This is a genomic window from Richelia sinica FACHB-800 (assembly GCF_014698825.1).
Classification (GTDB): domain Bacteria; phylum Cyanobacteriota; class Cyanobacteriia; order Cyanobacteriales; family Nostocaceae; genus FACHB-800.
Genome location: NZ_JACJTT010000027.1, coordinates 48,281 through 68,661, shown reverse-complemented (window position 1 = coordinate 68,661; position 20,381 = coordinate 48,281). Strand labels below are relative to the sequence as shown.

Here is a 20,381-nt window from a genome sequence, read left to right as displayed (position 1 = left end):
CAATCTTTAGTCACCCAATTAATGAGACTTCATCCCAATAAGCGCAAGTATTATCAACAGGGTCAAAGGGCTATGCGCCTTGTACAATCTGTCTTTTAGACTGTTTTGTCCCCCCTTCAGTGTTTAGACATTATGGAAATTACAAAATTATCTGCTCAAGGAGAGGTAATTATTCCCCAATCTTTACGAGAAGCGCATCATTGGGATGCAGGGCAGGAATTTATTATTCTTGAAATATCAATCAGGTAGTAACTATTAATAGCTGACCACCCTATACCAATCGCATTTAATTTACACCCGACTTAAGTCAGATAAATGTCAAGTTTCCTTCTGTTTTAATCAAACTGAAGCGAATGCCTGCAAATAACCACTATGTGATTACCAAAAACAATATGAAAAACCTCACATTCTTCTCTAAAGCTCTCATTTTAGGAGCAGGAATTTATTTCCTATCTGCACCTGCAACCTATGGCATAGAAAAAAGCAGAGTATTAAATGTAGAGACCACCTACAATCAAACTGGTGCTCAAGAAGCAACATATTATTTCACCTTTAAAGTACCCAATGTTGCCAAGGATACAGAAAAAGTCATCTTTACCCAAAGTGAAGGTATAGAAACTATTGCTTTTGATGAGAAAAACAGTATTGCCTTTGCAGAAACAGATGGAGGAGAAAAACAGCCGTTAGGTATTTCTGTCAGCAGAAATGAAAGTCAAAGAGAAAGCGTGATTGTTACCTTCAACCAACCAGTTGCCCCTGGTACTAAGATTACAATCGCCTTAAAACCTGTTATTAATCCCAGTTCATCAGGTATCTATCTCTTTCAAGTCAAGACCTTATTATCTGACCAAAAGACTACCTTACCTATCGGTACTGCTCGCCTGCAATTTTATGATCATCTGCAAGTTTTTGACAATACTGTGAGATAGCGAGTAAGTAAAGTCTGTGAGTTAGCTTTTCAGCCCCAACAGGGGCTTTTTTGATTAATTAGCTAGGGCTAATTCTTTGTTAAATGTTTGGGAATTATTAACAGCCTGTACAAAGTCTTTCACAACCTCTTGCAGGCGTTGGTCAATTTCCGGATCTAAATTAATACTACCATCCGGTTGAATTTGAATTTGCTTATCTACAGCATAAACTGTACTTAAAATATGTCTTGCTCCCAATTCGCCTAAAACAGGTTTTAAGGCATATTCAATGGATAATAAATGAGCGATAGTTCCACCAGTAGCAATGGGTAAAATGATTTTGTTAGTTAAAGCTTTTTGGGGTAACAAATCTAAAAATGATTTGAGTAAGCCTGTGTAGGCAGCTTTATAAATGGGAGTGGCGATAATGATACCACTTGCCTGTTCTAATAATGCTTTGGGCTGTTCTAAAGCTGCGCTGTTGTAACGCCCATAGACTAAATCTTCTGCTGGTAAATCCCGCACAGAAATAATCTCTGTGGTTAATCCCTGCTGGGACAAAATTTTAGTAGTATATTCCAGGATGGAGTAAGTTCTGGAAGGATGAGAAGGACTACCAGCGATCGCTAAAATATGTGCCATGAAAAATCTCCTGATTTAATCTACAGTGGGAACGGTTGTCTGTGCTAATTTCTGTTCGGGGAACTCTCGGTTAGCTAAAATTTCCCCAAACTGACTGAACATCTGCGGTTCTGGTGTGGGGAGATTTTCTAGGGGTAAGTGGGGGAAGAGTAATTCCGCAACTCGATAAGCTTCTTCTAAATGGGGATATCCCGACAAAATAAAAGTATCGATACCTAAATCTGTATATTCCCGCATTCTTTGGGCTACAGTTTCCGGGTCTCCTACCAATGCAGTTCCTGCACCACCACGCACTAAACCGATTCCTGCCCATAAATTCGGGCTAATTTCTAATGCTTCTCGACTGCCATTATGCAGTTCTCGCATCCGTCGTTGTCCTTCCGAATCCATGCGGGCATAGGCTGCTTGGGCTTTTTGAATCGCTGTTTCGTCTACGTAGCGAATTAAATCATTAGCTGCATCCCAAGCTTGACTTTTGGTTTCTCTAACAATCACATGTAGACGAATGCCAAAGGTTAATTCTCGTCCTTGGGCTGCTGCTAAACGCCGCACAGAGGCAATTTTTTCAGCGACTTGGGCAGGAGGTTCACCCCAAGTTAAATACACATCTACATGCTTGGCGGCAATTTCTTGGGCAATGGGAGAGGAACCACCAAACCATAAGGGGGGATGGGGTTTCTGCACTGGAGGAAATAATACTTTGCCATCAGAAATTTGGAAATAATCACCTTGGAAGTTAGTAACTTCCAAGGTGATTATTTCTCGCCAGATTGTCAAAAATTCATCTGTGAGTCTGTAGCGATCGTCATGGTCAAGATGCAAACCATCACCAGCTAATTCTACAGGATCACCACCTGTAACGACATTAATTAATAACCTGCCGCCAGAAATGCGATCCAAGGTTGCCGCCATTCTTGCAGATACTCCTGGTGACATCAAACCTGGGCGAATCGCTACTAAAAAACGCATCTTTTTAGTATGAGTAGCCAAAGCTGATGCCAAAATCCAAGCATCCTCACAGGAACGCCCAGTAGGTAATAACGCCCCTGTAAAACCTAATTGATCAACTGCTTGGGCGATTTGCCGCCAATAATTAAAATTAACTGTTCTCCCACCAATGGAAGTACCAATATAGCGACCATCACCATGAGTAGGGATAAACCAGAGTACCTGCATGATTCTTCTATTATTGACAATAGCTGCTAAACTTGTGTAGCTATTAAAACTACGATAAATTGACCGACGAACCGTAATAATTGATTCATTCCCAGAGTATCCCATAGCTACACTAAGAAAGCAATAACTTTACAGAAATAAATACGGTTCATATATCGAGTTACCGTATTTACTAAATTGAGGCGGTCAATTAATAGCCAGCATATTTATCAACCACATTGCGGAGAGGCTGACCATGACGATAGCGGGTGAGGTTATCTAAGAATAAAGCCAGCGATCGCTCCTTGACTGTGGGAGAATGGCCAGAACAATGGGGTGTAATGAAAACATTCGGTAGAGTCCACAAAGGACTATCAGGGGGTAATGGTTCAGTAAAAACAGTATCTAAAGCAGCCCCAGCAATCCAACCTGCCTGTAAAGCCTTAATCAGTGCAGGTTCATCCACAATTGCCCCCCTGGCAATATTAATTAAATAGGCATTGGGGCGCATTAACCGCAAGATTTCTTCATTAATCAAGCCCTTAGTTTCCTTGGTCAAAGGTGTAGCAATCACCACAAAATCCACTTCTGGTAGTAAATCTTGCCATTCATCGGTTCCCACAACCTTGTCAAAATGAGCTAAAGGTTGGGGATGACGACGACTACCAAACACCCTCATCCCAAAAGCTTGAGCACGGACAGCGATTTCTTGACCAATACCACCAGTCCCAATAATTAGCAGGGTTTTTTTATGCAGTTCTTCCGTGGGAAAACCTCTTTGCCATTGATGTTGTGCTTGTAGCTGGTGTAATTTGGGCAAATGCTTCACATGGGACAACATATAGGCAATGACAAACTCCGCAATGGGAATACCATGAATTCCCGCACCATTAGTCAAAATCAAGTCCCGTTCTAAATATTGTGGTGTAATGATGTGATTCACACCGGCATTAGGTGCATGATGCCAACGCAAAGCAGGTGCAGATTCTAAAACTCGATGTAAAGTCGTTTGTTGAAGATAAAACCAACTGAAATACACTTCTGCATCTTGAGAATCACCATCTAAATTCCCTTGACTATCCACGCGTACTACATCATCTGCAACTAAATGCGGCTTAATCTCATCAGCTATTTCAATGGGGAGAATAAGTTTCACAACTTTTCACTCCTGTGATAAAAATCGATAAATTATGATGAATTCAAAAATTAATCGGCAAAATTTTCCATCTTCAGAGTTCAAAATCAATGAAAAATACCAAATCTAATACCGTTTCACTTTAATCATGATAAAAATACGTGGGTAGGGGTTTAGCAATGCTAAACCCCAGGATTTTTGTAAATTGGTATTATTCATCTATTGGCTGCTTTTGGCGAATTGGTATAAATCTCAACTTACTTCATTTGCTTTAAAACTTGATACGTTAAATCTTCCTGAGCATTAGAAGTCCGTTTATCACCCCAACCAATGTTTTTACGGTAGCTACCTAATAACTCAGATTCAGTTAAGAAAGTTTCATCTATTTGTGCCAATGGGTCAACCTGGGGAGCTACATACAAAGCATCTACAGGACAATATAATTCACACATAAAACAGGTTTGACAATCACTTCGCCTAGCGATTCTGGGTGGTGCATCCGGTACTTTATCAAAAACATTTGTAGGGCAAACATTCACACAAATATTACATTGAATGCAGCGTGATTCACTAACTAATTCAATCATAAAAAAATAAATTTTTACAAATTAAAAAAAGCTTTAGTAGCGGGCATATTGCCCGCACCACAAGAGGCAATATTCGGCGTTATTACACCCCTACTGGCACCCTAGCATTCTGTAGAGGCGCAGTTTTTACCCACACTTCATCTAAACCACCACTTATTAAATGGTGTTGTTGTTTATCATCTAATTCTGGATAATCTCCATGTTTGTGCATTCCTCGCGTTTCTTTCCGTTCCAAAGCACTGCTATACATCCATCTGGCAGTAGCTACCATTGCCGCAGCTTCCCTAGTGCGGAGAATATGGCTGTCATTAGCACTGTGACTAGTACGAATTTCTTGCCACAAATGGTTTAATCTCTGCAATGAATCAGTTAATCCTTGTTCGTTACGGAAATAATTGCGATCATAGGGGAAAACTTCGCCCTGAGTCGCTTGAATGATTTCTTCGCTGTGCAGTTGACGTTGGCTACCAGAAATAAATCCAGCTTCTCCAACGGTCTCTACACTTCTTTGAGTGATATTTGCACCTAAATCATGGGCATAGACAGCAGCTGATTTTCCTGCCCAATAGCCGGAAGATAAAGCCCAAGCAGCATTATGGCTACCACCACCAGTGAAACCACCACAAATTAATTCCCTTGTGGCTGCATCTCCTGCGGCATAAAGTCCAGGGACGGAGGTAGCACAGCTATAGTCGGTAATTCTAATTCCACCTGTACCCCGCACAGTTCCTTCCAAGCGCAAGGTAACGGGGAAACGTTGGGTAAAGGGGTCAATTCCTGCCCGGTCAAAGGGTAAGAAAAAATTAGGTTGGGATAACCGCATATTTAGCCGCATTTCCTCTGAGGCTTTGTCGAGGATGGCGTAAACTGGTTGGGATAATAGGGTCTGGGCAATCACCGACCGACCTCTTTGGGAACCAGCCCCAGGAATAGGTGTACCATCTTCGTAGGTAAAGGTAGCCCAATTATAGAATAGAGTTTTTGTAACGGAAGAAAAGGCAGGTGCGATCGCATAGGCATTGGAAAACTCCATCCCAGACATCTCTGCACCCGCTTCAGCTGCCATTAAGTAGCCATCCCCTGTTAACACATTGCAACCCAAAGCTTTACTTAAAAAAGCACAACCTCCGGTAGCAATGATAACTGCGCCCGCCCGAGCAATCCACTTCTCGCCAGTTTGACGGTTAATACCTGTTGCCCCAGCTACTGCACCTTCTGTATCTACCAATAGTTGCAAAGCTGGACTGTGGTCTAAAATTTTTACTCCTGCCCGTTTGATTTGTTTCCGCATCAAGCGCATGTACTCTGGGCCTTGGAGACTACGACGGTAAGGTCTGCCCTCTTCATCCGTGGGAAAAGGATAGCCCCATTCTGCCAGCAAGTTAACATTGGTGTAAGTCTGATCCAATACCCTCTGCATCCAATTACGACTGGATAAAAACCCACCTAAAGCCTCACGAGAAGCCATTGCGGCTTCCCTACTTTCTGGTTCTGGTGGCACGTACCAAACACCATTACCTGCTGCGGCTGCACATCCACTTGTACCACAGTAACCCTTATCTACTAAAATCACGCTAGCACCAGTAGAAACTGCACTCCAAGCTGCCCAAGTACCAGATGGCCCACCACCAATTACCAACACATCAGAAGCTAAATTCTGGTCAAAATTACTGCTAGATGAATCCTGTGTACACACTTGGTTCTTACTCATCGCTTTCCTCACTGGCAGATAAATGATCAATACTTTTGCTCTCAGGGACTTCCAAATCCAACATATTTAATTAATTTTTGTGGGGTAGATAGACTAACAAATATTGCCTGCCTTGCATTGGTTTAGAAAGACGGCCCACAAACGTAGATAATTTATTTCTCGGAAGTCCCTAAACTCAAACCCGCAGTTTAAGAATTAACTACAAACTGCAAAAACTTACCTTCAAAAATAGTTTGGAGGTCATCAACTATGGAGGATATTCAATAATAATACAGTTTATCGGTCAACATTACGTATTTTGTGCTAAAACTAGCTTTGCACACTTTACTTAGAAAATCAAGTATCACTTGAATAAAAATAAACAGCATAAAAAAAACCGCCTTTGAAAAGCGGTAATTATTTTCCATTCAGGTTACATGGCAGAAAACAAAATGCAGTTTTCACAATCATTAAGGAGCGGGGTTAGGATAGCATGTATAAACTGCATTCAAATCTTCAAATATTTCCCCTTCTAAAACCACATTCACACTGTCTATATTTTCTTTCAGTTGTTCTAGAGAAGTGGCACCGATAATTGTACTCTTGACAAACCAACGACTTCTGACGAAAGCTAAAGCTAACTGAGCAGAAGTTAAATTATATTTCTTAGCAACTTCAGCGTAAGCAATAATCGCTTCTTGAACATTGGGTTTTAAATAGCGTTGTCCAAAGCCTGGAAATAGGGATATTCTGGTATTTTCTAACTGTTGATTATGGATATATTTGCCAGTTAAAAAACCAAATGCTAGGGGGCTGTAAGCCAATAAACCCACATCTGTATAGCGAGAAACTTCTGCTAAAGCCGAATCAAAGTTGCGATTAAGTAAATTGTAAGCATTTTGAATCGATACAACTTTAGGTAGTCCTAATTGATTGGCAATACGAATAAACTCGCTCACACCCCAAGGAGTTTCATTACTCAACCCCAGATAGCGAATTTTTCCAGCTTTGATCACCTCAGCAAAGGCTGCTAATTGTTCAGCAATGGGTATAGTTTCTCTCTCAAATTCAGGGTTATAGACTGTTTGTCCAAAGGTAGGAACGTAACGGTCAGGCCAATGGATTTGATACAAATCTATGTAATCAGTTTGTAATCTCTGCAAACTATCATTAACTGCTTGCTGGATATTTTTATGGTCAATTTTATTATTACCATCTCGCAACCAGGTAAATGGACGACCAGGCCCAGCAATTTTGGTTGCTACTATTAATTTATCTCGCTGCTGATTTTTTAACCATTCTCCAATATATGCCTCTGTTTTCCCTTGGGTTTCTCCTCTTGGTGGCACTGGATACATTTCCGCAGTATCGAGAAAATTAATGCCTTGTTCAAGGGCATAATCTAGCTGCTGGTGGGCTTCCTCTATAGTGTTTTGATGCCCATAAGTCATAGTACCAAGGCATATTTCCGAAACCTTGAGGTCACTTTCACCTAGTTGATTGTACTTCATAGTTTTTAATTATTTATCTGAATTAGTTCAGCTTTTTTAGACAAAAGTTTAAAGATTAATACGAAACAACTGCAAATCTACCGTTTTGCCGGAGTTAGCACCTGAATTCAGTATCTTAGCAGACGTAATTGAAATATACAACTAAATTCTTTGGCAATTTGATTTGAAAAAATATGTATTCATCAACACTTACTTATCCAACAATGTGTGGCATACTACTCCTCAACGAGATTCTACTCATGACAATTAATTACTACTAAGGTAGCTGCGGTTCTACCACCAGCTTTTAATCTATTGTCACAATAAATGATTTAACAGGAAAATCCTGTCCTGCAATTCATAATAGCAATTCCGCTTCCTAGCTGTGAGTGTCTGCGGAATGGCTAAATTTGGTGTACCAGACTTAACTCAGATTTACAGATCAAGATGAAAAATATTACTTTTGGGAATATATTTGTAACCTTACCAACGCTGCTAGTGGCTTTGCTATTGATCCCCACTGGCAAATCTGTGGCTCAAAATCAAGATAGCATTTCTACACCACAAACATTAATACCAGATAACTCGACAATCAATGCTCAAGCAACAGAAAATCAAAGTGAGGAATCACCTTTAACATCTGTATCTCAACTTTCTGATGTCCAACCCACAGACTGGGCTTTTCAAGCCCTTCAGTCATTGGTAGAACGCTACGGTTGTATCGCTGGTTATCCCAATCAAACTTTTCGTGGAAATCGGGCCCTAACTCGCTATGAATTTGCAGCAGGTTTGAATGCTTGCTTAGACCAAGTGAACAAACTGATAGCCTCATCTACAAATAATTTAGCTACTAGACAAGATTTAGAAACCCTAGAAAAATTAACTGGTGACTTCCGTCAAGAACTAACGCAATTACGGGGCAGATTAGATAATTTAGAAACCCGGACAGCAGAATTAGAAGCAAATCAATTCTCAACTACAACTAAGCTGCAAGGTACAGTTCAGTTTGTCTTGGGAAGTGTGCTGGCGGGTAATAATGTAATTACTAAAGAAGCTGCACCTCGTGTCGCCACATTTCAAAACCAAGCTCGTTTAGTTTTAAATACTAGTTTTACTGGTAAAGACCAATTACGGTTAACTCTTTCTGGTGGAAATATTGAGTCTTTAGGGGCAAGAGGAACTGGTATTTTCGGCACCTTTGATAGTAGAACGGCGGATAATCGTAGTCCCCGATTTGAGCCTAATCAAATAGTGCTGGGTGGTATTCGTTACCGTTTTCCCATTGGAAAAAATACCCAGTTCAACATTTTTGCCCAGTCTGACGGCGCTAATGAAATTGGCTTAAGCGGTCCGACAAATCCATTTGAAGGTTCAGCTTCTAACGGTATTTCCCGATTCTCTCGACGTAACATGGTTTTTAACTATGGAGATACAGGCCCTGGAATTGCTATCCTCCATAATTTTAGTGACCAATGGCAATTAGGGCTATCCTATAGTGCGCCCAATGGTGACAGTCCTTTACCTAACAATGGTTTATTTACTGGTAGATATGTGGCCTTTAGTCAGATCACATACTTTAGCCCCAAAAAGAATTTTCGAGTTGGTTTGAGCTACGCTAATACTTACAGCCCACCAGGTACTACTGGTCAAGGGGGAACCAATTTCGGCCCAGCAGCTGGAAGTAATTTAGCTAATAGCACTGTACGTGGTGCTGGAACAGTAGGAAATCTCTACGGTCTGGGAGCATTGTATAGAATTAGCCCCAGGGTGACAGTCAATGGTTTTGTCGGTTATTCAGCCCATCGCTATTTGGGCAATGGGGATGGTCAGGTGTGGAACTGGGGCGCAGGGTTAACCTTTCCTGATTTAGGTAAAAAAGGTAGTTTGGGAGCTATTTTCGTGGGTATGGCTCCCACATTAACTGGTTTGGATAAGAATGTAGATTTGGGTGCAGGTAAGGGTCAAGCTGATAAAGATACTTCCCTGCATATTGAAGGATGGTATCAATATAAATTGACAGATAATATTGAGGTTACACCTGGCTTTATTTGGGTGACAGCACCAAATTCTGATGCTAACAATCCAGCAAGTTTAGTTGGTTGGCTGCGTACTACCTTTAGGTTTTAACAAATTTAAGGAATGACAAGAAATAAATTATCCAATTTTTGTAGGATAAGTTATGGAAGTATTGATTTCATAGGTATCTCTGAATAACTTAATTGATAAACAAAAACATATTTGTTATTAGGTTTATTGAGAAATATTCAGCCGAAAATCCTACAGATTGGATATTTATTTTCAAGAGGTTGACTCAGAGTAGATTAGTTAAATTATGTTCAATTAATAATTATTCATAGGTTATGTCTATTTCTACTGAATTATTGCAGCTACGTTATGGGCTGGAAGCTGTTAATGAGGATGTGCCTTGGAATGATGCGATCGCTAGTTTATTATCCCACCGTTCCATCCGCGCTTATTTAAATAACTCTCTCCCACCAGGAACTTTAGAGATTTTAGTCGCCGCAGCCCAGTCAGCTTCCACTTCTTCCAATTTGCAAACTTGGAGTGTGGTAGCTGTAGAAGATCCTGAGCGCAAAGAAGTTTTATCTCAATTAGCCAATAATCAACAGCACATTCGTCAATGTCCTCTGTTCTTGGTGTGGTTGGCAGATTTAGCGAGATTGACTCACATTGCCGACGGTCGCGGGCTTCCCCATGAGGGTCTAGATTACTTGGAAATGTTCCTGATGGCAGCTATAGATGCAGCTTTAGCAGCCCAAAATGCCGTTGTAGCCGCAGAGTCTCTGGGGTTGGGAACGGTGTACATTGGGGCTTTGCGAAATAAGCCAGAACAGGTAGCCCAGGTACTGAATTTACCACCCCATGTGGTAGCTGTGTTTGGCTTGTGTGTTGGTTACGCTGACCCGGTGGTGAATGTTGCTGTCAAGCCGCGGTTACCCCAATCTGCGGTTTTGCATCGGGAAACATATCAATTGGCAACACAAGATGAAGCGATCGCCCTCTACAATCAAGTTATGGAGAGATTTTATCAATCTCAACAAATGAATATTCCTGGAGATTGGTCAGAACATTCCGCCAAGCGAGTGGCTTTTGCTGAATCTCTATCAGGAAGACATCAGCTAGGAGATATTTTAAAAAAATTAGGTTTTCCACTACGTTAATGAGTTGTTATCTCTACAAATAACATTGTTTTTATTTGTGAATTTTTCCCTCATTAGTCATTGCCAGCAACACCTCTACATCTTGATTAATTTTTAGGTTTCCCTCCCACACTCCTAAACTTCCAGATTGAATATCTTAGTCAAAATTCCCATAAATTAGTGGGGATTTTTTTTGTGTCACTATTCAATATTCCTTATCCAGGGTACTTGATTTTTTCTTGAGTCTATGGAACAATATCCTAATAATACGGTAAATTTATCGACTTACCGTATTTTATGCCGGAAAACACAGAGTTGAACCAGCAAGCATATAGGTAATCATCCTTTATGCTTGTTAACTAAAGCTTGTTGGTAACGAAATTCTCAGACCAGTAAAAGTCAGTATTATTAGCAAATTTATCTCGATTGATTGTACAGGAGATAAATTCTGCATTTTATTTGTGCGTATCGATAAAATTTTTAGCTATTTGTGTGAAGTTAGTTCGGTAAAAATTTGCAACCTGGAGATTTTCACAATGGTGTCTGAAGTAAGGGGAATGGAATTAACCTTAGCCAATGTCTCTAAATCCTTTGGTACAAAGACAGTTCTAGAAGGAATTAATTTAAATATTCAACCAGGAGAATTTGTTGCCATTGTTGGTCGCAGCGGCTGTGGTAAAAGTACCATGTTACGCTTAGTAGCTGGGTTAGATGCTACTACCAATGGACAGGTAATATTGAATAGTCAAGATTTGCATAATCGCATTAATCCTAACATTCGTATGATGTTTCAAGACCCTCGACTTTTGCCTTGGCAACGAGTATTAACAAATGTCGAGTTGGGATTATTAGGTTCTAATTCTAAAGTTTATGCTAAACAAACAGCTTTACAAATATTGCGTTCTGTTGGCTTAGAAGACCGGGCTTATGATTGGCCTGCGGTACTTTCTGGTGGTCAAAGACAACGGGTAGCTTTAGCGAGAGCATTGGCCAATAGACCAGCTTTATTATTATTAGATGAACCCTTAGGAGCATTGGACGCACTGACTAGAATTGAAATGCAACAACTCCTAGAAGATTTGTGGATTAAAGAACAATTTACGGCTCTATTAATTACCCACGATGTAGAAGAAGCTGTTGTATTAGCAGACAGAGTTATATTAATTGAAAACGGTCAAATCGGTATGGATATTAGAGTTTCTCTACCCCGTCCCAGAGCTAGAGGTGATATCCAGTTTGCCAAGCTTGTAGAGAAAATTTTAGCTAGAGTTATGGGTAAAACCCAATTACAGCCAACAGAATCTAATTATGCTTTAAGTTCACTCTCTGCATAAATTTTGTTGGTAGGTTCAAGAATATAGTGCAAATCGTATTTCAATAGGAACCTCAAAACTGAATTTAACTTGCTGCGTCAAAATGACATTGGTAATTATTTGTGGAATCAATCAGGAATTTCCCTTCATTAATCAATAATTCCTCATCACAAGTTTTCCCCAGTTGACCTCTTTCGTTTAAATAAGGTGGGTCATCCCACCTTACTTTCTTCAACACATTAAATCAGGTAATCAAATATAATGCCAAATTGGAAAAATAAATTGCAAGCTTTGGTACGGAAACCTATCACTCGTCGTTCTACATTATTTGCTCTTGGCTATAGCTTAGTTTTATCAACCACTTTATTCGGTTGCGGTAGTCCAAGTAATAACTCTCAAACATCAACAAATTCTGCTAATCAAGATACTAATACAACTAATACTGCTAATACATCTAACTCTGCTAGTAATTCACCTCAAAAAATTGTGAGAATCGTCCGTTCTAAACAACTCACTGCCTTAGCAGTGTTGGAAAAACAAGGAACTTTAGAAAAGCGATTAGAACCTTTAGGTTATAAAGTTGAATGGCCAGAATTTGCTGCTGGACCTCAACAGTTAGAAGCTCTAAATGCAGGTGGATTAGATATTGCTGCTACGGCTGAATCTCCACCAATTTTTTCCCAAGCTGCTGGTGCACCTTTAGTTTATTTAGCGGCTAATTCTTCTGATGGTCAAGCAGTTTCCCTGTTAGTTCCTATTGATTCACCAGCCAAAAGTGTCAAAGATTTAAAAGGTAAAAAAATCGCTTTTCAAAAGGCATCTATTGGACATTATTTAACAGTGAGAGCTTTAGAAAGGGAAGGATTAAAAATTACTGATGTTGAGTCAGTTTTTCTGCCACCTCCTGATGCTAATGTTGCCTTTAGTCAAGGTAGAGTAGATGGCTGGTTTATTTGGGAACCATTTGTAACTAGAAATGTCCAAAATAAAGTTGGTCGTGTGCTGACAGATGGTGGAAATGGGTTACGGGACACTAATAACTTTTATTCTACCAACCGTAAATTCTATGAAGAAAACCCACAAGTTATTAAAGTTTTCTTAGAAGAATTAAACAAAGCACAGAATTGGGCTAAGAATAACTCTAAAGAAATTGCCCAGTTATTAGCACCTGTAACTCAGCTTGATGCACCTACCTTGGAAGCAATGCACAGCAAATATAACTTTGCATTAGTACCTATTACAGAACAAGTCATTAATAAACAACAAGAAGTTGCTGATAAATGGTACAGCTTGGGATTAATCCCTAAAAAAGTTAATGTCAGGGATGGATTTTTAACTCCTCAACAATATGCAGAAATCACTCCCAAAGAAGTTTTAGCTCAAAAATAAATTATCTGAATTATTGACAATGGCAACACTTTCTTTAACCAAGTTGGAAATTACTCCTTTAGATGCACCTTTAGGGGCAGTAGTCACAGATTTAGATGGTAGTCAACCTATTGCACCAGAAGTAATTTTGCAGTTAAAACAAGCACTGCGTGATTATCATATTCTCATCTTTAAAAATCAGAATTTAACTGATGAGAAATTCTTAAATTTTGCCTTTTACTTTGGCTCTTTGTTTGTCCCACCAGATGATATTCCCGTGCTGGCTTCTCAACCAGGTTCTACACCAGTAATTATTCCCATTTCTAATGTTGATGGTGGCTATACTGGGACAAATGAGTTAGCTTTACATTCAGATCATAAATGGACTCCTTACCCTTCTAGCGGTTCTCTACTTTATGCTTTAGAAGTGCCTTCAGTCGGTGGAGATACTTACTGGTTAAATTTGAATTTAGCCTATGAAGCATTAGATGAAGTTACAAAAAAGAGAATTGCTAATTTACAGTTAATTACCTATAACCCCTTTTTAAATAAACCTGGTGAACCAAGACGGAAATATCGTGACGATAAAACCATTCCTTTAATCAGTCCTGTCTTTCCTCACCCCTTAGTAAGAATTCATCCAGAAAGTGGCAAGAAAATTTTAAATTTAGATTATGCCACGGAAGTGGAAGTTATAGGTTTAGACCCACAAGTAGGTAAAGAGTTAATTGAGCAGTTGCGTGAGCATTTAAATCAACCCCAGTTTTATTATCAACACAAATGGTCTGTGGGTGATATTGTCTACTGGGATAATCAATCTACGTTGCATTATCGTCAAGCTTTCGATCCTCATGAACGTCGTGTGCTAAAACGTATCAGTTTAGCTGGTAGTCGTCCTTTTTAATAAATTTTTAAGGTTATGGTTGAAAAGTTTCGCTAATTGAAACTTTTCAACTATTTTGTAGAAATAACACCACCTAATTCTATGAAATCAATATCATCAAGTTCTGTCAATTTCTCATCTAAATCGAAAATGAAAAAAGGTAAATTTTATAAGCAGCTATTTAAAAATCGTTATATACAAAGTTTTATTCCTTGGATTGTACCATTTACAATTATCCTGGTTTGGCAATTACTTTCTAGTATAGGCATTATTCCCACCAGAATTTTACCTGCTCCCTTCAGTGTAGTAAATGCGGCAATTCATTTAGCACAAACAGGAGAATTATTTAAAAACATTGGGATTAGTGCGGCAAGGGCTATTTCTGGCTTCATTGTAGGTGGTAGTATTGGTTTCACATTAGGTTTGATTAATGGGATTTCACCCATTGCCGAAAAATTATTAGATACCTCAATTCAAATGTTGAGAAATATCCCCAATTTAGCATTAATTCCCTTGGTGATTTTGTGGTTTGGTATTGGAGATGAAGCAAGATTATTTTTAGTATCTTTAGGTGTGATGTTTCCCCTCTATATCAATACCTTCCATGGCATTCGTAACGTAGACCAGGGCTTAATAGAAATGGGGAAAATTTATGGTTTGAATACCTGGGGTTTATTTTGGCGAATTATTTTACCTGGAGCCTTATCTTCTATTTTAGTAGGTGTGCGCTTTTCTTTAGGAATTATGTGGCTAACACTCATCGTTGCAGAAACTATTGCGGCTGATTCCGGTATTGGCTATATGGCTATGAACGCTAGAGAATTTATGCAAACAGATGTGGTTGTTTTGAGTATTTTGCTATATGCAATGTTTGGTAAATTAGCTGATGTGATTGCTAGAAGTCTTGAAAGTTATTGGTTACAATGGAACCCCAATTACGCCAAGTAATAAATATTAGATTTGAGGTGCGTATCCAAGACCCATTACGTATTTATGGGTCTTTTTTCCTTGCTAGCAGTATTTAAAAAAAATTTCAAAGCTAATTGATTAACCTGAGATAGGTTGAATGATGTATTTTCAACTGGGATGAAAATAATCATAGATATCTTGAGCTAACCTTGGACCAATACCGGGAACTTCCGCTAATTGTGTAGGTGTGGCTTGGCGAATATAATCAAGTGAGCGAAAATGACCTAAAAGCAACTTTTGCCGATGATGACCTAAACCTGGTATTTCATCAAGACGCGATCGCTTGAGTTTATCACTTCTTTGTTGACGATGGAAGCTCACCGCAAATCTATGTGCTTCATCTCGCAACCGTCGCAATAACTGTACTCCCGGTTGTTCTGGGTCTGTTGCTAATGGTTGTGACTCTCCTGGTAAAAAGATTTCCTCTCGTTTCTTCGCTAAACTGACTACCCGCAAATCTTCTAGCAAGTTCATTTCCTGCAAAACTGCAACCACAGAAGATAATTGACCTTTACCACCATCAATCATAATTAAATCTGGCCAGTCAGGATTATCTACCCGTGATAGTTGCGGTTCTTCTCCATACTTGCGAAACCGACGCTGGATAACTTCCGCTAAACTAGCAAAATCATCAGAATGACCAATAGTGACATGGGGATTTTTGATTTTGTAGTGACGATAATGTTGCTTTGCAGGTATACCGTCAATAAACACCACTTGGGAAGCTACCGCATTAGAACCTTGAATATGGGAAATATCGTAACCTTCAATGCGATGGGGTAAGTCAGGTAAATCGAGAATAGCAGTTAAATCTTGCAAAGATTCTTGGTTAGCATTACCCAATTTTTGCATTCTTTGTAACTCATATTGGGCGTTACGCTCTACCATTTCTATTAATTCTGCCTTAGCTTGGCGTTGAGGAGCAACAATTGTCACCTTTCTCCCCTTACGCTGAGTTAGCACATCTGCCAAAATCTCGCTATCTGCTAACTCATGCTGCACCAAAATCTCTGTAGGAATTTCTACGCTATCAGCAGTTTGGTAATGTTCTTCTAAAACTCGTTGTAAAATAGCTCCAGGTTCAGCTAGAGCATCAGCAACAAAGGCTAAACGTCCGACTAACTGACCTGCACGAATTTGAAATAATTGAATACAAGCATGTTGCTCGTCGGTAGAGAGGGCGATCGCATCCCGTGATACAGTATCATCAGGTAAAGATACCTTTTGCTGTGCCGTCAGAGATTTTAAGCCATTAATTTGGTCACGAATTCGCGCAGCAGATTCAAAATTTAAAGCTTCCGCAGCAACTTGCATCTGTTCTGTCAAAATATCAATTAATTCCTGGGTTCTTCCCTGAAATACCATGGCCACCTTTTGGACAATTTGCCGATATTCTTCAGGAGAAATCAATTTTTGACACACACCAGGACAACGACCAATATCATAATTTAAACAGGGACGGTCTTTAAACAAAGGTTGTGGTCGTTGACGGAGAGTAAAAATCCGTTTAGATAAATGCAGAATCTCCCGTAGTAAGCCAGAATCGGTGTATGGTCCATAATATTTATCTTTTTCATTCCCCAACTGACGCTTGCGGGTAATGTAAATGCGGGGATATTCCTCTGACCAGGTAATGCACAGATAAGGATATTTTTTATCATCCTTGAGTAAAACATTAAAATATGGTTGATGCTGTTTGATTAAATTGGCTTCTAGTGCTAAAGCTTCTGCTTCCGTATCGGTGACAATAAACTCGATTTCTGTCACCAACTTCACCATAGTGTTGATGCGTTCAGTTTTGTTGGTGGAGTCCCGGAAATAGGAACGGACACGAGAACGCAACTTACGAGACTTACCTATATATATAATGCGATCGCTCCCATCCCGCATTAAATAAACCCCTGGTTCCGGGGGAATTTCTCCTAAGCGGTTTTCTAAGCGTTCTGGATTTTTATATAGTGGTACTGATGATGAAGATATAGTCACTGCTAAAGTTACGTAATTTCCCAAATATACCCTTCTTTATTTTAAAAAATTTCTGGGAAATTGCCTGGCATCAAACAAACAATAGGGTTTAGCAATGCTAAACCCCTACCATGATTTTGTATTTTAGAATCTTAAACGGCAGCTTTTTTCAGCTTGCGTTGTGCAGCAAACATACCAACAACACCCAACGCACCTAACATCACAGAAGGTTCTGGTACTTTTTCAGGAGGTATACCGTCGATAGTGACTTCGTAGTTAGCATTGTGGGAGAATCCATCAGATGCAACTAGCCCCGATGGTGTACCATCAAAGCTAAACAAATAGTCAGTTGTATTATTGTAACTGTATTTAACTATTTCACTAGCTTTAGTAGTTGAGTTGGCTAAGGAAGTCCTCAAATTTGATGCAGCTGTTTTTAACAGACTATTTGGTAAGCTGTTAACGTAAAGATCATAATACGGTAGTAGTAAGGGTGTAGCATTAGAGTGCCCTGCTAACCCAATACGAATTAATCCAGTTGAGTCATCTTGGTTGACGTAGGAAATATTGGGATCGCTAAATCTTTGAAAACCACCATTGGCTTGAAAAGCATTGAAAAACCCTGTACCAATGGTAGTTCCAACTAAACTTCCGAACCCATTAGCTGTTAGGGCAGAATCAAACCAGTATTGACCAAAGGTTTTACCTGTGTTTTTGTAGAGGCTAGTCCAGTCAGAAAGAACTAAGCTACTGAGAGTGATATTTTTTCCACCAATCTGTCCTGATAATGTGGTATTTTTACTGAAGTCAAAACCTACTGTTTCGCTACTGGCTCTTAATTCGACATTACCAGTAGGACTAGCCGCATTACCATCTAGCACGCTTTGTGCATTTGCTGGATTGCTAGGAATCAGCACAGTGTTATTACCAAGAACACCATAAACGTAGTAATCAGATGAGGCACTACCACCAATAGTAGCACCAGTTAAACTACCTGCTTGGGCTGGAGTAGATACGATCGCACTTACGCCAATGGCCATTGACGCACCAATCAATAATTTTCCTACAGTTGTTTTCATTTTACAGTATTTATGAGTGTGGAAATGAAGTTTAATAATTTGCCTTGTATTCAATTGACATGGAATACGGACGTGAAGTTCCTTAGCAATACTGTTGCTAATACTAACTAGCACTAGCCTTATTTTTCCCTGATTAAGCATTTGACCATACATATATAGTCTACGCAAATAACACAGTTTTTTGCATAAAGTTACTGTGTTTTTTTTACTAACCCCTGAGCAAGGGTTGCATAGATTTCTACGTAAAATTACCGAATTCAGCGAAAATAATCAGCAGTCATAGCTAATGGAGAGTTAAACAATTTCCACAACATCAATTCCTGAAAAATACAAACTTTGTAAAATTATTTCCAAAATTGAGCGATACGCTCGACAGCAATTTTTAATACTTCTGGTTCCTGTACTAAAGCAAACCGCACATAACCTTCTCCTGCCTCGCCAAAACCAGCACCGGGAGAAGCTGCTACACCAGTTTGTTTCACTAATTCAGTACAAAATTTGATAGAATTTTGACTCCAAGGCTCAGGTAATTTTGCCCAGATGTACATAGTGGCTTCTGGTGTGGGGACGTTCCAACCGATTTGGTGTAAGGCATGAATAAAAGCATCTCGACGTTGACGGAAGGTAGAAACGGCAGTTTTTACACCATCTTGGGGGCCTGTGAGTGCAGCGATCGCCCCGTGTAAAATACCTAGATACTGATTAAAATCTACTGTGGCTTTAATTTGCCTTAAGGCTTTAATTAATTGAGCATTACCGATAGCATAGCCAATGCGGAATCCACCCATGTTGTAGGACTTAGAGAGGGTGAAAAATTCTATAGAAACGCTTCTTTCTGGGTCTGCTTGCAAAATTGATGGCACCAGAGATTGATGAGGGGAGGTGGCTTCTTCAAAGACTAAATCTACATAGGGGAAGTCATGGACTAACACAATGTTATGTTGTTGACAAAAAGCAACTGCTTCTTGGAAGAAGGATAAAGGAGCGATCGCACTGGTAGGATTATGGGGATAACTCAGTACCATCAACCGTGATTTTGCTATGACTGCGGCCGGAATGTCAGCAAAAACTGGGAGAAAATTATTTTCTGCCCTTAGTGGCATTGGGTAAATTTGCCCATTCGCTAAATAAACACCACCTGCATGGGAAGGATAACCAGGGTCTAATAATAAGGCAAAATCCCCAGGATTGAGAATTGCTAATGGTAAATGAGCCGTTCCTTCCTGAGAACCAATTAACGGTAATACTTCAGTTTCTGGGTCAACGGCAATACCAAACTTTTGTTCATACCATTGGGCCGCAGCTTCCCGAAATCCCTGTGTGCCCCGAAACAGTAGATAACCATGGGTGGTAGGATCATAAAGAGATTTAGCGATCGCATCTAATACGTGGGGTTGAGCCGGCAAATCGGAAGACCCCAAAGATAAATCTATCAATTCTCGTCCCGCAGCTAAAGCCAAAGCCTTAGCCACATCCATATCCGCAAATACGTTAGCTTGTAGAGGTTGTAAACGCTGGGCAAATTGCATTTTTTTCATTAGTCAATGGTCAGTGGTCAGTGGTCAGTGGTGATTCACTGCTACTAACCGCAAAATTACGCCGCCAAATGAGGAAGTCGTAATTCATAATTTTTTATTATGATTGCAATTACGAATTACGAAGCAGAAATTACTAATTAACACTCAAATGTTCATCAAGAATTTTGAGTAGTTTATCTTTGGCAATAACACCTTCCGTGGATGCCAAAAGTTGATTTTTGTTAATTAATCTGAGGGCTGGTACACCTTCTACCTGATACTGTTTAACAGTAATGGGATTAGGGTCAACTTCCATTTTCACAACTTTCAAGCGATCGCCGTAAGTTGTGGCAGCATAATTAATTACTGGCGACATTAATTGGCAAGGCCCACACCAGGAAGCCCAAAAATAAACTAAAACAGGCTCCTCGGCTGTCAACACCTCAGTTTCAAACTCAGCATCAGTGATGGTGATTACACCCTTACTCATTACAGTCTCCATAAGGTGGGATCTTTTAA

17 protein-coding genes are annotated in these 20,381 nt (G+C 39.7%); 7 read left to right on the top strand and 10 right to left on the bottom strand.

The genetic code is table 11. The annotated features are described in order from the left end of the window. Positions 1-392: 392 nt before the first annotated feature. Positions 393-929 carry a DUF2808 domain-containing protein gene (locus H6G73_RS17255; RefSeq protein WP_206756237.1) on the top strand — a complete coding sequence of 179 codons (537 nt, stop codon included), beginning with the start codon at positions 393-395 and terminating at the stop codon, positions 927-929. A gap of 54 nt (positions 930-983) precedes the next feature. Here the strand turns inward: H6G73_RS17255 and ssuE are convergent, their stop codons facing one another. From ssuE to H6G73_RS17225, 6 genes are all read right to left on the bottom strand, one after another. After that, positions 984-1,550 (bottom strand): NADPH-dependent FMN reductase, encoded by a 567-nt coding sequence (gene ssuE / locus H6G73_RS17250; protein ID WP_190606697.1) that lies wholly within the window; start codon positions 1,548-1,550, stop codon positions 984-986. 15 nt (positions 1,551-1,565) lie between these two features. Then, on the bottom strand, positions 1,566-2,726 hold the full coding sequence (ssuD, locus tag H6G73_RS17245) for an FMNH2-dependent alkanesulfonate monooxygenase (RefSeq protein ID WP_190606705.1): 1,161 nt from the start codon (positions 2,724-2,726) through the stop codon (positions 1,566-1,568). 190 nt (positions 2,727-2,916) lie between these two features. Continuing rightward, positions 2,917-3,861 carry a D-2-hydroxyacid dehydrogenase gene (locus H6G73_RS17240; protein WP_190606695.1) on the bottom strand — a complete coding sequence of 315 codons (945 nt, stop codon included), beginning with the start codon at positions 3,859-3,861 and terminating at the stop codon, positions 2,917-2,919. A gap of 236 nt (positions 3,862-4,097) precedes the next feature. Further along, complete coding sequence (locus H6G73_RS17235; RefSeq protein WP_190606693.1) at positions 4,098-4,427, bottom strand: 4Fe-4S binding protein; 330 nt, start codon at positions 4,425-4,427, stop codon at positions 4,098-4,100. 82 nt (positions 4,428-4,509) lie between these two features. Next, positions 4,510-6,138: an FAD-dependent oxidoreductase gene (locus H6G73_RS17230; RefSeq protein ID WP_190606691.1), complete on the bottom strand. Its 1,629-nt coding sequence runs from the start codon at positions 6,136-6,138 to the stop codon at positions 4,510-4,512. Positions 6,139-6,587: 449 nt separating this feature from the next. Continuing rightward, complete coding sequence (locus H6G73_RS17225; protein ID WP_190606689.1) at positions 6,588-7,628, bottom strand: NADP(H)-dependent aldo-keto reductase; 1,041 nt, start codon at positions 7,626-7,628, stop codon at positions 6,588-6,590. Between the two features lie 426 nt (positions 7,629-8,054). Here H6G73_RS17225 and H6G73_RS17220 point away from each other — a divergent pair, with 426 nt between their 5' ends. The 6 genes from H6G73_RS17220 to ssuC all read left to right on the top strand — a co-directional run bounded on the left by H6G73_RS17220 (position 8,055) and on the right by ssuC (position 15,280). Then, positions 8,055-9,734, top strand: a complete 1,680-nt coding sequence (locus H6G73_RS17220) for an iron uptake porin (RefSeq protein WP_190606688.1) — start codon at positions 8,055-8,057, stop codon at positions 9,732-9,734. A 233-nt stretch (positions 9,735-9,967) separates the two neighbouring features. After that, positions 9,968-10,789: an NADPH-dependent oxidoreductase gene (locus H6G73_RS17215; protein WP_190606686.1), complete on the top strand. Its 822-nt coding sequence runs from the start codon at positions 9,968-9,970 to the stop codon at positions 10,787-10,789. 515 nt (positions 10,790-11,304) lie between these two features. Next, on the top strand, positions 11,305-12,102 hold the full coding sequence (locus tag H6G73_RS17210; protein ID WP_190606684.1) for an ATP-binding cassette domain-containing protein: 798 nt from the start codon (positions 11,305-11,307) through the stop codon (positions 12,100-12,102). Between the two features lie 240 nt (positions 12,103-12,342). Then, positions 12,343-13,470, top strand: coding sequence for an aliphatic sulfonate ABC transporter substrate-binding protein (locus H6G73_RS17205; RefSeq protein WP_190606682.1), 1,128 nt, complete (start codon positions 12,343-12,345; stop codon positions 13,468-13,470). A 19-nt stretch (positions 13,471-13,489) separates the two neighbouring features. Then, positions 13,490-14,353 (top strand): TauD/TfdA dioxygenase family protein, encoded by an 864-nt coding sequence (locus H6G73_RS17200; protein WP_190606680.1) that lies wholly within the window; start codon positions 13,490-13,492, stop codon positions 14,351-14,353. A 129-nt stretch (positions 14,354-14,482) separates the two neighbouring features. Continuing rightward, positions 14,483-15,280 carry an aliphatic sulfonate ABC transporter permease SsuC gene (gene ssuC, locus H6G73_RS17195; protein WP_242034231.1) on the top strand — a complete coding sequence of 266 codons (798 nt, stop codon included), beginning with the start codon at positions 14,483-14,485 and terminating at the stop codon, positions 15,278-15,280. Positions 15,281-15,409: 129 nt separating this feature from the next. Here the strand turns inward: ssuC and uvrC are convergent, their stop codons facing one another. The 4 genes from uvrC to H6G73_RS17175 form a co-directional block, all read right to left on the bottom strand. Then, positions 15,410-17,287, bottom strand: a complete 1,878-nt coding sequence (gene uvrC / locus H6G73_RS17190) for an excinuclease ABC subunit UvrC (RefSeq protein WP_190606676.1) — start codon at positions 17,285-17,287, stop codon at positions 15,410-15,412. Between the two features lie 131 nt (positions 17,288-17,418). Further along, a complete protein-coding gene (locus H6G73_RS17185; protein ID WP_190606675.1) occupies positions 17,419-18,345 on the bottom strand; it encodes an NF038130 family PEP-CTERM protein in 927 nt (308 codons plus the stop codon). Between the two features lie 344 nt (positions 18,346-18,689). Further along, complete coding sequence (locus tag H6G73_RS17180) at positions 18,690-19,883, bottom strand: LL-diaminopimelate aminotransferase (protein WP_190606673.1); 1,194 nt, start codon at positions 19,881-19,883, stop codon at positions 18,690-18,692. Between the two features lie 133 nt (positions 19,884-20,016). After that, positions 20,017-20,352 (bottom strand): thioredoxin family protein, encoded by a 336-nt coding sequence (locus H6G73_RS17175; protein ID WP_190606671.1) that lies wholly within the window; start codon positions 20,350-20,352, stop codon positions 20,017-20,019. Positions 20,353-20,381: the final 29 nt, after the last annotated feature.